The organism is Nocardia sp. NRRL WC-3656, from assembly GCF_000720265.1.
In the GTDB taxonomy this organism is placed as follows: Bacteria; Actinomycetota; Actinomycetes; order Mycobacteriales; family Mycobacteriaceae; genus Nocardia; species Nocardia nova.
In genome coordinates this window covers 175,388-188,512 of record NZ_JOJF01000019.1, presented here as the reverse complement: position 1 = coordinate 188,512, position 13,125 = coordinate 175,388, and the positions used below count along the sequence as shown (strand labels likewise).

General features: G+C 68.4%; 14 protein-coding genes. 8 read left to right on the top strand and 6 right to left on the bottom strand.

Going from position 1 to position 13,125, the window contains the following annotated elements; genetic code table 11:
* The first annotated feature begins 57 nt into the window (after nt 1–57).
* The 7 genes from IG65_RS0123805 to IG65_RS0123775 all read left to right on the top strand — a co-directional run bounded on the left by IG65_RS0123805 (nt 58) and on the right by IG65_RS0123775 (nt 4,812).
* Complete coding sequence (locus IG65_RS0123805; protein WP_030517173.1) at nt 58–870, top strand: thymidylate synthase; 813 nt, start codon at nt 58–60, stop codon at nt 868–870.
* Nucleotides 867–1,373 (top strand): dihydrofolate reductase, encoded by a 507-nt coding sequence (locus IG65_RS0123800; RefSeq protein ID WP_030517172.1) that lies wholly within the window; start codon nt 867–869, stop codon nt 1,371–1,373. Before IG65_RS0123805 ends, IG65_RS0123800 begins: the two co-directional genes overlap by 4 nt.
* A gap of 133 nt (nt 1,374–1,506) precedes the next feature.
* A complete protein-coding gene (locus IG65_RS0123795) occupies nt 1,507–1,833 on the top strand; it encodes a cupin domain-containing protein (protein WP_030517171.1) in 327 nt (108 codons plus the stop codon).
* A 64-nt stretch (nt 1,834–1,897) separates the two neighbouring features.
* On the top strand, nt 1,898–2,950 hold the full coding sequence (locus IG65_RS0123790; protein ID WP_030517170.1) for a Dyp-type peroxidase: 1,053 nt from the start codon (nt 1,898–1,900) through the stop codon (nt 2,948–2,950).
* Entirely contained in the window at nt 2,947–3,747 is an 801-nt protein-coding gene (locus IG65_RS0123785; protein ID WP_030517169.1) for a family 1 encapsulin nanocompartment shell protein, read from the top strand. Before IG65_RS0123790 ends, IG65_RS0123785 begins: the two co-directional genes overlap by 4 nt.
* A 31-nt stretch (nt 3,748–3,778) precedes the next feature.
* Nucleotides 3,779–4,369 (top strand): hypothetical protein, encoded by a 591-nt coding sequence (locus tag IG65_RS0123780; RefSeq protein WP_104363677.1) that lies wholly within the window; start codon nt 3,779–3,781, stop codon nt 4,367–4,369.
* 44 nt (nt 4,370–4,413) lie between these two features.
* Nucleotides 4,414–4,812: an NUDIX domain-containing protein gene (locus tag IG65_RS0123775; protein WP_030517167.1), complete on the top strand. Its 399-nt coding sequence runs from the start codon at nt 4,414–4,416 to the stop codon at nt 4,810–4,812.
* Nucleotides 4,813–4,842: 30 nt separating this feature from the next.
* Here the strand turns inward: IG65_RS0123775 and IG65_RS0123770 are convergent, their stop codons facing one another.
* Together IG65_RS0123770 and IG65_RS0123765 are read right to left on the bottom strand one after the other, a co-directional pair.
* The gene (locus IG65_RS0123770; protein WP_197039904.1) at nt 4,843–6,606 is read right to left on the bottom strand and encodes an MFS transporter; all 1,764 of its coding nucleotides are present in this window, start codon (nt 6,604–6,606) and stop codon (nt 4,843–4,845) included.
* Nucleotides 6,607–6,789: 183 nt separating this feature from the next.
* Nucleotides 6,790–7,272: a MarR family winged helix-turn-helix transcriptional regulator gene (locus IG65_RS0123765; RefSeq protein WP_030517165.1), complete on the bottom strand. Its 483-nt coding sequence runs from the start codon at nt 7,270–7,272 to the stop codon at nt 6,790–6,792.
* A gap of 104 nt (nt 7,273–7,376) precedes the next feature.
* On the opposite strand from IG65_RS0123765, the gene IG65_RS0123760 reads away from it, so the two are divergent.
* The gene (locus IG65_RS0123760) at nt 7,377–8,492 is read left to right on the top strand and encodes a GDSL-type esterase/lipase family protein (RefSeq protein ID WP_030517164.1); all 1,116 of its coding nucleotides are present in this window, start codon (nt 7,377–7,379) and stop codon (nt 8,490–8,492) included.
* On the opposite strand, the gene IG65_RS0123755 is transcribed toward IG65_RS0123760, so the two are convergent.
* From IG65_RS0123755 to IG65_RS0123740, 4 genes are all read right to left on the bottom strand, one after another.
* A complete protein-coding gene (locus IG65_RS0123755; protein ID WP_051756750.1) occupies nt 8,455–9,489 on the bottom strand; it encodes a GlxA family transcriptional regulator in 1,035 nt (344 codons plus the stop codon). The genes IG65_RS0123760 and IG65_RS0123755 overlap by 38 nt on opposite strands.
* A 101-nt stretch (nt 9,490–9,590) precedes the next feature.
* The gene (locus IG65_RS0123750) at nt 9,591–10,472 is read right to left on the bottom strand and encodes an alpha/beta fold hydrolase (RefSeq protein ID WP_030517162.1); all 882 of its coding nucleotides are present in this window, start codon (nt 10,470–10,472) and stop codon (nt 9,591–9,593) included.
* A gap of 147 nt (nt 10,473–10,619) precedes the next feature.
* Complete coding sequence (locus IG65_RS0123745; protein WP_030517161.1) at nt 10,620–12,197, bottom strand: hypothetical protein; 1,578 nt, start codon at nt 12,195–12,197, stop codon at nt 10,620–10,622.
* Nucleotides 12,182–12,949 (bottom strand): ABC transporter ATP-binding protein, encoded by a 768-nt coding sequence (locus tag IG65_RS0123740; protein ID WP_030517160.1) that lies wholly within the window; start codon nt 12,947–12,949, stop codon nt 12,182–12,184. The genes IG65_RS0123745 and IG65_RS0123740 overlap by 16 nt, the downstream gene beginning before the upstream one ends.
* Nucleotides 12,950–13,125: the final 176 nt, after the last annotated feature.

Sequence of the window (13,125 nt, the reverse complement as noted above, 5' to 3'; positions counted from 1 at the left end):
GCCAGCGGACCACCACGCGATGAGGGCGGTGGTCGCCCGAAGGCTAGGCTTGCCGATATGGACGGCGCGCCCGGAAACGACACCCAGTACGAGGATCTGCTGCGGCTGGTACTCGAGCGCGGTACGCCGAAATCCGACCGCACCGGGACGGGTACGCGTTCGATTTTCGGACATCAGCTGCGCTACGACCTCTCCGCCGGCTTTCCGCTGATCACCACGAAAAAGGTGCATCTGAAATCGATCGTCTACGAATTGCTGTGGTTCCTGCGCGGCGATTCCAATATTCGCTGGCTGCACGAGCACGGTGTCACGATCTGGGACGAATGGGCCGACGCGCACGGTGAACTCGGGCCGGTCTACGGGGTTCAGTGGCGCAGCTGGCCCACTCCGGACGGCACCCACATCGACCAGATAGCGCAGGTCCTGCAGACGCTGCGCACCGATCCCGATTCCCGGCGGATCATCGTCTCGGCGTGGAATGTGGCGGATCTGGACAAGATGGCGCTGGCCCCGTGCCACGCGTTCTTCCAATTCCACGTCGCGGACGGAAAACTGTCCTGTCAGCTGTATCAGCGCAGCGCCGACCTGTTTCTCGGGGTGCCGTTCAATATCGCGAGCTACGCGCTGCTGACTCAGATGGTCGCGCAGCAGACCGAATTGGAGCCCGGCGATTTCATCTGGACCGGCGGCGACTGCCACATCTACGACAACCATCTGACGCAGGTTCGCGAACAGCTGAGCCGCGAGCCGTATCCGTTCCCGCGGTTGCATCTGCGGCCCGCGCCGAGCCTGTTCGACTACACCTTCGACGACGTGGAAGTGCTCGACTACCGCCATCATCCGGCGATCAAGGCACCGGTGGCGGTATGAACCGCATCGGGCTGATCTGGGCGCAGACCCGGGCGGGCGTGATCGGCGCGGACAACGCCATTCCGTGGCGAGTGCCCGAGGATGTGGCGCATTTCAAAATGGTCACCGCCGATCATCCGGTACTGATGGGCCGGCGCACCTGGGATTCGCTGCCCGCGCGTTTCCGGCCGCTGCCCGGACGGCGCAATATCGTGATCACGCGGCAATCACAGTGGTCGGCAGCGGGCGCCGAACGCGCCGATTCGGTGGCGAGCGCCATCGCACTGGCCGCCGCGGAGACCGTGTGGATCATCGGTGGCGGCGAAATCTACCGGCAGGCAATGGATTACGCGACAGATCTGATGGTCACCGAAATCGACGCCGATATCCCGGGCGACGCCTACGCACCCGCGATCGAGGGCGACTGGCAGGTGGAGGACGCGCCCTGGTCGCAGTCGCGGTCGGGGCTGCGCTATCGGATCCGGCGCTTCGCCCGCGACGCCGCCCCCGCCACCGTCGGCTGAATCGCGCCCGGCAGGTATCGAACCCGAATCGCATCGGCGAAACGGCCGACCGCGCGAGGTGGGTCCGGCATACTCAGCGATATCCAGCCTGTGACCACAGCCCCGATCCCGGCTGAACCGCGAGAGGCAGATCATGGACAAGAAATCGCTGACGGCGGCGGCTCGCCAGCAACTGAAGCTGGCCGCGTCCGCCACGAGTGGACGCAGTTCGCAAACCCTCTACGGCGGCCACACCCACAGCCTGCGCCAGACCCTCATCGCGCTGACCGCCGGCCAGAGCCTGGCCGAGCACGAAACTCACGGCGAAGCCACCCTGCAGGTCCTGACCGGAACCCTGATTCTGATCTGCGGCACCAACGAGTGGAAGGGCTCGCCCGGCGATCTGCTCGTCATTCCCTCGGCCCGGCACAGTGTGAAGGCGATCGACGACGCGGTATTCCTGCTGACCGTCGCGAAGTGAGGCCGGTCTCGCGAGGTCGGGCCGTCCGCAGGCGCTGTCGGCGCGGCACCGTACCCTGTTGATCATGGGTGAGCCGCAGCCGATCCTCGATCCGCTTTCGCGCGCCGCGATCTTTCTCGTCGCGACGATCGACGAGGGCGGTGAGCCGGTGGTGCGCGACCTTCTCGCGGATCTGGCGGGACTGCGGCGCTCGATCGGGTTCCGGGTGCCGGAAACGCGGCTGTCCTGTGTGACGAGTATCGGTTCCGCCGCCTGGGATCGGCTGTTCGCCGGCCCGAAACCCGCGCAGTTGCACGAATTTCCGGGCTACGCCGGGGAGAAGCATCAGGCCCCGGCCACGCCGGGCGATCTGCTGTTCCACATCAAGGGCGAATTGCCGGACGCCTGTTTCGAATTGGCGATGCTGATCGGCTCCCGGTTGAAGGGTGCGGCCACGATCATCGACGAGACGACCGGGTTCCGCTATTTCGAACAGCGTGATCTGCTCGGCTTCGTCGACGGCACCGAGAATCCCGAGGGTCCCGGCGCGGTCGCCGCGGCACTCATCGGCGATGAGGATCCCGAGTTCGCCGGCGGTAGTTATGTCATCGTCCAGAAATATCTGCACGATCTGGAGGCGTGGAGTTCGCTGACGGTCGAGGAGCAGCAACTCGTCATCGGCCGTACCAAACTCGAGGATCTGGAGCTGTCCGACGAGGACAAGCCGGCGGATTCCCATGTCGCGGTGAACACCCTGATCGATCCGGACGGCACCGAGCGCCAGATCCTGCGTGCCAACATGCCCTTCGGCAGTGTCCGCGAGGGCGAATTCGGCACGTACTACATCGCTTACGCCGCTACCCCGGATGTCACCGAGCGGATGCTGGTCCGCATGTTCCTCGGCAGCGACGAGGCGCCCTACGACCGCATTCTCGATTTCTCCACCGCGATCACCGGCACCCTGTTCTTCACCCCGGCCAACGATTTCTTCGACGACCTTCCGGACGCCCCCGCGCAGGAGGCGGCTTCGGAGCAGGACCTGGAACTCGAGGCAGCCGGAATCGCCGAGCTGCCCGCGGCCGCGTCTTCCGGCGACGGCTCCCTCGGTATCGGCACGTTGAAAAGGATCCTTCAATGAACAATCTGCACCGTGAACTCGCGCCGATCACCTCCGAGGCGTGGTCGGCCATCGAGGAGGAGGCGACGCGCACCTTCCGGCGTCATATCGCCGGTCGCCGGGTGGTGGATCTGTCCGGCCCGCACGGCACCGACTATTCCGCGGTCGGATTGGGACGCACCACCCTCATCGACGCGCCCGATCAGGGCGTCCAGGCTCGCCAGCGCCTGGTGGCGCCGCTGGTCGAGCTGCGCGTGCCGTTCACCCTCTCGCGCGAGGAGCTCGACAACGTCGAGCGCGGCGCACAGGACGCGGATCTGGATCCGGTCAAGGACGCCGCGCGCAAGATCGCGTTCGCCGAGGACCGCGCCGTCTTCGAGGGCTACCCAGCCGCCGGTATCACCGGCATCCGCGCGGCCGTGTCGAACACCCCTGTCACCGCGCCGAGCGATCCGCGACTCATCCCGGAGGCCATCGCACAGGCACTGAGCAAGTTGCGCCTCGCCGGTGTCGACGGGCCGTATTCGGTGCTGCTGAGCGCCGATCTGTACACCGCGGTGAGCGAGACCTCCGACCACGGCCATCCGATCCGCACACATATCGAGCGGCTGATCCCCGAGGGCGAGATCATCTGGGCGCCCGCCATCGACGGTGCCTTCGTGCTCACCACCCGCGGCGGCGACTTCGATCTGCAACTGGGTCAGGACCTGTCGATCGGCTACCTGTCCCACGATGCGGAGAGCGTGCAGCTGTACTTCCAGGAAAGCCTGACCTTCCTGGTCTATACCGCCGAGGCCGCCGTCCCGCTGCGCGGCTGAGTCCGACGCGAGCGAACTCCGAGGTGTCACCATGAGCGACGACGTCCCGCCCGTATCCGGACCCGACATCTCCCGGCGGTCCCGCGGACCGGTCCGGGCGGTGCGGGCCGGTGTCGTCACCGGCCGCCGCACCCTCACCTACAGTGCGCTCGCCGTGCTGTCGGTGCTGGTGATCTGCGGTGCCGTGGTGGCCCTGTTCGGAGTGAACCGGATCTTCACGGGACTACTGGCCGGCGCGGTGGCGGGTATCGCGCTGCTGGTGGCGCTGTTCGGTCGCGATGTCGTCGTTCTCACCGACCGCGCGATCTACCGGCGCACCCCGTGGGCCGAATCGCGGCTGGAGTGGGATCGGGTGGTGGCCGGGCGGTTCGCCCTCGACGAGCGCGCCCGCTGGTCGCTCGCGCTGGATCTGACCGGCGGCGACGAACCGCACGACGAACTGGTACTGCTCAGCATTCCGCCGGTGCGGCATCCGGTCTCCAACGCCTACGAACACCGCAAGCGCGAACAGGTCGCCGAGATTCGCCGGATCCTGCGCGAGCAGCGGATCCCGGTCACCGTGCTGCCCGAGATCGCCGCGGCCCTGCACGAACACTGGAAGCTCGCGCCTGCCGCCCGGTGAGCTCCACACCCGCCCGCACCGACCGTATCGTGAAGGCTCCCTTTATGATTCGCACCGCCGCACTCGCGCACATCCGGAATCGCCGCCTGCTGCAGGCGCGTTCGACCGGCAAAGAGGTCTTCTACATGGCGGGCGGGAAGATCGACCCCGGCGAATCACCGGTGCAGGCGTTGTACCGCGAGGTGCGCGAGGAACTCGGTGTCGACGTGGCGGCCCACGACGAACTCGGCGTCTTCGAATGTGAGGCGTACGGGCACACGCCCGGTACCGCGCTGCACATGACCTGCTTCACCGCGGACCTCACCGGCGAACCGACGCCGACCAGCGAGATCGCCGAACTGCGTTATTTCACCGTCGGCGAGTACGCGGCCATGCCGCATGTCGCGCCCGGCTCGATGCTGGTCTTCCGGCGCCTGCACGAACTCGATCTGATCGACTGGTGATCCGGAGGGGAACGTCGGCCGCCGGGATCGCTACGTCGCTTCGCCGCGTTCGACCGGCGCGGCGCCCTCCTCATCGGTGATCCGGCGCGACTCGCCCGGCTGCTCGGAGACCCGGCCGCGGGCCACCGCACCGGGCGGTTCGGCACCGGGCGGTTCGGCATCGATCTGCTCGGTGTCGATCTGCTGGGCCTCGGGCGGGATGCGCGTGGCCACCACGAAGGCCAGCAGCAGCACGACCGCGACGCCGAGCAGCGCCACCCGAGTCGCGTCGGCGAAGCCGTTGGCCAGCGCGTCGGTGACCGCGGTCGGCGCGTGCTGGGTACGCAGTCCGACGATCGCGTCGCCCGCCGAATCGCGGGTGGCCGCACCCACCGCGCCGGCGGCCCGCGCGGTCAGGCCGGGGACGTAGCTCAGCCGATCGGGCAGGAAGTGGCCGAGACCGATCGAGAGGATACTGCCGAGGACCGCCACGCCGAGCGCGGCACCGGCGGGCCGGGCCGTGGCCGCGGTGATCGATCCCGGATCCGATGCCACAGTGCCCGTGCCGGTGCGCCGGATATTCGCCGTCAACGGGGCGGAGGCCAGCCCGAGTCCGATTCCGTAGCAGGCGAGTAGCACCGTCGGGGCCCACGCCGGAATAGTCGAGGTCAATGCCAGCGCGGTCACCGCCATCGCGAGCAACGCGATCGCCAGGCCGATCCGGATCAGCCACAGCGGAGGTACCGCCCGCAGCGGCCCGGCGGTCAGGATCGCCGAGATCAGCGCGCAGCCGGTCAGCACCACGAGAATCGAACTCGTTCGCAGCGTGGACAACCCGAGACAGTTCACCAGGTACAGCGGGAGCACGAAGAGCACTCCGAACTGTGCCGCCGCGATCAGCAGGGCCGCGCCGTCACCCCAGTGCCGGGGATCGCGCAGATGCGAGAAGTCCACCAGCGCGGCATGTTCCACCCTCACCCGGTGTCTTTCCCAGAAGACGAACAGCACCAGCAGCAACACGCCTACAGCGAGCACGAACGGTATGGGCGAACTCGCCGATTGCGTCGACCAGGTCACCCCGAACACGGTGAACTCCCGCCGCGGCCGCACCCAGCCGTAACGCTCGCCCTCGATGAGGGCGAAGATCACCAGCGCGAACCCGGCCGTACTGAGCAGCCAGCCGTCCACATCCGGTCCGGTGGCCGAACCGCCGATGCGGGTTTCGGGCACGAGAACGGTCCCGAGCAGCACGACCACCGCGATCGGCACGTTGATCAGAAAGATCCACGGCCAGGTGAAGGAGTCGACGAACCACCCGCCCAGTGCCGCACCGACGACCGCCGCGGCGGCCGGAGCGACCACCCACGCGGTGAACGCGATGACGCGCGCGCGCCCGTGGAACATCGCCGCAACCGTGCCCAGTGATCCCGCCACGACCGCCGCACCGCCGATCCCCTGCACGATCCGGCCCCAGATGAGCGGGCTCGCCGAATCCGCGGAGGCGGACAACAGACTGCCGCCGACGAAAATCAGCACCCCGAGCACGAAGATCACGCGCCGGCCGAATCGGTCACCGATCCGGCCGACGACGATCAGCAGAACCGCGAGCACCACCGAATACACGCAGAAGACCCACTGCGCCTGGGTGAAATCGAGTCCGAGATCACCGATGATCGTCGGCAGCGACACACCGACGACGGTGCCGTCCAGCGTCACCATCGCAAGCCCCAGCGCGAGGACCGCGAGGGCGTACCACCGTCTGGCACCGGTGGGTGGCGAACCGAGTTCAGCGTCTGTTCGAACGTGATCAGCCATGCGCCGCTCCCGTCGTCGACCGGTGTCGCTGGGAAGTAACTCGTATCGGTCGAGTCTACGAGCCGAACCGGGCGAATCTCGGCAATAGGGACCGGGCGATACCGGACCGTGCGGTGAACGCGAGCATTCGGCCATGCGGCTGCGGAACGGTCGGCGGCCGGTCGACAGCTCGGGGCCGAGGTGTCACCCGGAGATCCGGCCCGCCTCCGGGAAGGTGGCGTCACGGATGATCCGCAGGCCGCTGATCAGTGCCTCGCACTGCTCCGGGGTGAGCTGACCGTAGAACCAGGTGTCGAGGATCTTCAGATATTCCGGCAGTACCTTCGCCAGCCGGGTCGCGCCGGCGGCGGTGAGGGCGGCGTAGGAGCTGCGCCGATCGTTCGGGTCGGGTTGGCGCCGGGCGAATCCGTTGCGCTCGAGCCGGTCCACCAGACGGGTGACGCCGCTGGTCGACAGCTGTGCCTGATCGGCCAGATCGGTCATCCGCAGCCGACGGCCGGGTGAGCGGCTCAGCCGCATGAGCGCGGCGAAATCGAGCAGCGACAGCCCGTTCGCCGTCCAACTCGGCTCGAGTTTGCGGCGGATCCCGTTGGTCGCCTCGAACAGCATCCCGATATCGGTCAGGCGCGGGTCGTCGAAGACGTCGGCGTCGTGCGTGTGCTCCACGCCGTCAGCCTAACGCACAGTTGCCGTGCGGATAGTTGACATGAGGAATATCTTTCATATTATTGCTGCGGGGATATTCCTCATGTCAACTAAATGGAGATGTCATGACCAGCACCTGGCTCGCCGGATTCCGCTCCGCGATCATCAGCCCCTACGAGCAGTTCCAGTTGACCGAACCCCGGGGGTTCACCGATGAGACCGTGCGCCAGGTGCTGCACATGGCCGGTGGCGGCCGACGGCTTCGGGTGCGTTTGAGCAATCGGTACGGACGCGACACACTGGAGATCGGCGCGGCTCGAATCGCCCTGCGCAAGAACGGATTCGCCACGATCGCCGAAACCGATACCGTGCTGCGTTTCGACGGGGTGGACACTGTGCGCATCCCGGCGGGTGGCGAAGTGCTCAGCGACACCGTCGATCTCGCGGTGAACGGCGGTGACGATCTCCTGCTGAGCCTGTATCTGCCCGGGGCGACCGGACTCGCCACCTTCTCGCATCAGCCGATGGAGATCGCCGCCGTGGTCGCCGGTGATCACACCGCCGATCCCGACCTCTCCGAGGTGGAGGAGGCCGCCTCGCGCTTCTACGTCACCGGTGTCGACGTGCTCGCCGAGGCGGACACCCCCGTCGTGGTGGCTTTCGGTGACTCCTGGTTCGACGGCGCCGGGACCACGCTCGGCGCGAATCGCCGCTCCGTCGACGCGCTGAATTCGATGCTGACCCGTGGCTGGGTGGTCAACCAGGGCATCGGCGGCAACCAGTTGCTCACCGACGAGGTCGGCGAACGCGCCCTGGCTCGGTTCGACCGCGACGTACTCGCCGTACCGGGCGCCACCCATGTGGTGGTCAATCTCGGCATCAACGACATCGGGCTGGGCGAGGTGGCCGCGGCCGACGATCTGATCGCCGGGTACACCGAACTCGCCGCGCGGGCACATGCCGCCGGACTGCCGATCTACGCCAACACGATCGGTCCCTTCGCCGGGGTGATCTATCCGGAGGTCAATGTGGCTCCGGCGCTGCCGGTGCGCGTCGTCGTCAACGAATGGCTGCGGACCACAACGGTTTTCGACGCCGTCTTCGATGTGGCGGCCGCCGTGGCGGACCCCGAGCGGCCCGACTTCATCCGCCCGGATCTCGACAGCGGCGACGGCCTGCACCTCAACGACGAGGGCGCCCGCATCATGGCGGAGACGATGCGGATCCCCGGGCTGCGCTGACGACCGGCTCTGCCGCCGGCGTGCCGAGGCCAGCGTCGGCGTACTGCCGGCGGTAGGCCTCGGGCGTGGTGGCGAGGCGGCGGACGAAGGCTCGGTGCAGCGTTTCGCCGTGGCGGTAGCCGACCACGCGGGCGATGGCGGTGACGGTGAGTTCGGTGGACTCCAGCAGGCGCCGGGCCGCTTCCAGGCGCAGTTCGGCGACGAATGCCGCTGGGGTACTACCGGTTTCGGCACGGAACGCGCGGGCGAAATGACGTTCGCTCATGCCCGCGCGCCGAGCCAGCGCGGATACCGCCAGGTCGCCGGCGAGGTGATCGGGCAGCCATTGCTGGACGGCGCGAATCGCGGGGGTGCGCGCCGGCTGCATGCGCAATTGGGCGCTGAATTGCGTCTGACGGCCGGAGCGCCGGGTGAAGACGACGAAAGCGCGAGCGACCTGCTGAGCCATCTCCCGGCCGTGGTCGTCCTCCACGAGGGCCAGCGCGAGGTCGATGCCGGCGGAGACACCCGCCGAGGTCCAGCGGTTGCGATCGTGGACGTAGATGCGGTCGGGTTCGACGACGACGCGAGGATACGAGCGGGCCAGTAGATCGGCCGCGCCCCAGTGGGTCGTGGCTCGGTAGCCGTCGAGCAGGCCGGCCGCGGCGAGCAGCAGCGCGCCGGAACACACCGAGGTGACCCGACGGGATTTCCGTGCGAGGGCGGGTAATTCGCGAACCACCTCCGCCGAAACCGGCCCGGAGATCCGGCCGCCGACGACCACCAGGGTGTCGATCTCCGCGGCGGAGGAGGCGAGGTCGTGCAGCGAATGCCCGACCCCGAGGGTCAGGCCGCCGTCGGCCTCGATCGACCGGCCGTGCGGCGACGCCGTGAGGAGTCGGTAGGCGGTTTCGGCGCCCATCGTGTTGACAGCGCCGAAAACGTCCATCGGCCCGGCCAATTCGACCAGCTGCATGCCCTCGTAGACGACGAAGACGACGGTGCGCGGCGCGGGCATTTCGCCATCATCGCAGCCGGGCGCAGCGGCCGCCACGGTCGAAGGCCAACCGTGGCGAGACTCCCCCACGCATCCGGCAGGGGCGCACCAGGGCACGCACATCACACGGCGCGCCGGACCTCGGCGCTCTCGTCCCGCGCCGCGCATCGGCCGAGGAACGGAATGATCGCTGCCGCAACATCATCCGCCGACTGCGCATGCGGGTAGTGTCCCCCGTTCTCGATCATGACGACGCGCCCCACACCGTCCGGCAGCGCGGCGACGATCGCCTTCGCCTCGGCCTCGGGATCGGCGAAATCCGGGTCGGCCGAACCCATGATCACCAGGGCGGGGCAGCGGACCTCAGCCAATCGGGCATGCGCGTCGGCGGGAGTGGTCTGTCCGGTCTTCATGAATTCCGCAAACCGGCCGGGCCGGCGCAGCATGCTCTCCACGTCGGCGAGGTAGCGGTCGTAGTCGGCGGGCTTGGTCGGATACGCGACGTCCAGGTAGCGCCGCCACCAGGGCATCGACTTCCGTGTCATGGTGAGGGCGAGGCGAACCATGCCGCGGCGGTATCGGCGGCTGCCGAGCAGAGCGCCGACGTGCAGCCGCTGTGTGCGGGTGAAGGGTCCGATCTCGACGATCCCGCTCACCAGCTCCGGAGCCTGTGCCGCGGCGATCGTCGCCGAACCGCCCGACAGCGAGTGCCCGACGATCACCGCCGGGCCGCCGAAGTGCCGGATCACGCCCAGCAGGTCCGCCGCCACATCGGCGCGGCTGATGGCGGCCTTCCCGGTCACCGACGGCCACTCCGGACTGGACTCGCCGTGCCCGCGCATATCGACGTTGACCACCCGGTACCCCGCAGCGGCCAGCGGGCCGAGCAGCAAGCGGAAGTCCTGACGCAGGGTGCCCATGCCGTGCGACAGCACCACCAGCGGTCCGTCCCCGACCACATCGCAGGCGAGCCGTCCGTGTTCGAGCGTCACGTACTCGGTCATCATCGTTCCTTCCAGCGGGAGCATCCGGTCGCACATGCGGCCTGCTGAAATGGAACGCCAGGAATCCGGGCCGGGTCGATGGCGACGGCCGGAAGGGTCAGGGGCGCGGCCGATATCGTCAGATTCCAGCGAATCTCCCGGAGGGGTTCAGCGCGGTTTCACCTCGGCCAGCAGTTCCGGCCCGCGGGCTTCGACGCGGCGGGTGGCCACCTGTGCGCCGAGCAGTGCGGCGCCGGCACCCAGGACGATTCCGACCGGCAGCGCCGACCATTGCACGAGCGCGTTGTGGAGATAGGCGCCCAGCGCGAGCAGGCCGAGCACCGGCAGGTTCACCACGAGCTGACCGAAGCCGACCACCAACTGGACCAGCGCCCGCGCACATCCCGGATTACCGGAATTGCCGGCGAAGGGGTTACCGCGTTGCTGCGGAAGCGGATACGCGGCGTAGACCGACAGGAACATCGACGCCGCCACGCCGACGCCCACAACCACCGGCAGCGTCGATACCGCCCACGGATACATCTGCGGGCGCCCGGCCGCACCCGGGAGCACGAGTGTGAGCACCACGGCGAGTGGGCCGACCACCAGCAGCCAGGCGATCATGCGGCCGCGGACGTCGGCGCGCACGGCACCCGGAATCACCAGGGTGTGCCAGAGGGCGGTGCCGTCGAAGGCGTACATGTCGGCGCTGGCCATCGCGGCCATCCACACCACGAACACGCCCGCGAAAGGCAGGCTCGCGCCACCGTTCTGCAGTCCGAGGAAGAGCGGCAGGACCACGCCGATGAGCATCAGCGGTAGCAGCGCCGCCCGCCGCCGGCCGTCGCGCGACCAGGTGCGCAATTCCTTGAGTACCACCGCGCCGACCGGTGTCGGGCGGACCAGCCGGTCGAGACGTCCCGAACCCGCCTGTGCGCGAACGGGTCCGGCGGGCGCGGCCGTGGTGGTGAGACGCCGCCGCAGCAGTACCGCCCACGCCTGCCACAGCAGCGCCGACAGCGCGGCGAGTCCCGCCAGGGCACCGACGCCGAACCACCAGTGACCTTCCTCGGCCGCCTGGACCGCGTAGGGCGCCCATCCCGAGGGCAGGATTCGCAAGGTCGCGCCCAGACCGGGCGACACATGCTCCAGGCGCGGACCGAGATAGGACACCAGCAGTTGCAACGGGTAGTAGGCGAGGCCGGTCAGGCCCGCCAGCACGACACCGAGATCGCGACCGCGGCGCGAACGCATCGCGGCGCCGATCCACGCGAGTACCGCGCGGGAGAGCAGCACCACGAAGATCAGTTGCAGGCACATCCCGGCCACCGCGAAAAGGGTCGGTACCACCCCCAATTGTGCTGCGAGCGCGACCAGTCCGGCGAAGGCGATCAGATTGACCGCACCGGCCGGCCCGGTGAAGGCGACCGCCGCGAGACCGATCGCCAATTGGCGATAGCTCAGCGGCAGCAGCCGGAAATGTTCGGGCTGCAGTGTTTCGTCGCTGCTGCCGGTGATGATCGGGCCGGCCAGCCAGCCGAGCGTCCACACCGTGTACAGCGTCGCGGCCACATTGATCGCCGCGCGGGTATCCCACGCGTGGCCGGCCGATGCCATCACCACCGCGGTGGCGACGGCCGCGAGTATCCCGAAGACCAGACCGAGCCAGAAGCCGACCGCAGCCCGTCCGTTGTTCATCGCGCGGACGGTCAGCCGCCAGCGCATACGGATCAGGACGCCAACCACGACAGGCCCTCGTCTCCCCCGATGCGCCCGCCCACCAGCCGGACGAACGCCTCCTCGAGGCTGCCCTCACCCCGCACCTCGGCGACCGAACCGGCTGCGACCACCCTCCCCTTGTCGATGACGGCGAGGTGATCGCACAGGTTTTCCACCAGCGCCATCACATGACTCGACAGCACCACGGAGCCACCGGCGGTGACGAACCGCCGCAGAATCGTGCGAATAGTGCTGGCGGACACCGGATCCACCGCCTCGAACGGTTCGTCGAGCACCAACAGCTTGGGTCCGTGCAGCAGTGCGGTGGCGAGCCCGATCTTCTTGCGCATACCGGCCGAATAGTCCACGACCAGAGTGTTTTCCGCCTCGATCAGCTCGAGGACGGCGAGCAGTTCCTGCGCCCGCTCGGCCACCGTCGCCGGCGGCAGACCGCGCAGAAGCCCGGTGTAGGTGAGCAATTCACGTCCGGTGAGCCGCTCCGGGAGCGCGAGACCGTCCGGCAATACGCCGACGATCGTCTTGGCGCGCACCGGATCCGCCCACACGTCGGCACCGAAGATCCGCGCTTGCCCGGCATCGGGCCGCAACAATCCGACGGCCATGGACAACGTGGTGGTCTTCCCGGCGCCGTTGGGCCCCACCAGCCCGAAGAACGACCCCGGCGGCACCGCCAAACTCACCCCGTCGACCACCCACGGCCCACCGAACCGCTTGTACAGCCCGCTCAACTCCAGCGCGGGTGCGGTGATTGTTTCCATGTCCCCCTCCTCTGCAGAGCCTCGCCACGCCCCACGCGAGGAGAAGCCGCCCCGCCCGGTCTGTGCTGTGAACTGTCTCGACTCTACGTCGGCGCTCACGGTCCTACCCCGTTACCGGTGGCAAGGCACAGCGAACGCTTCCTGTGAGCGCTGCCCGAGTTCAGCAGTGGCAGATG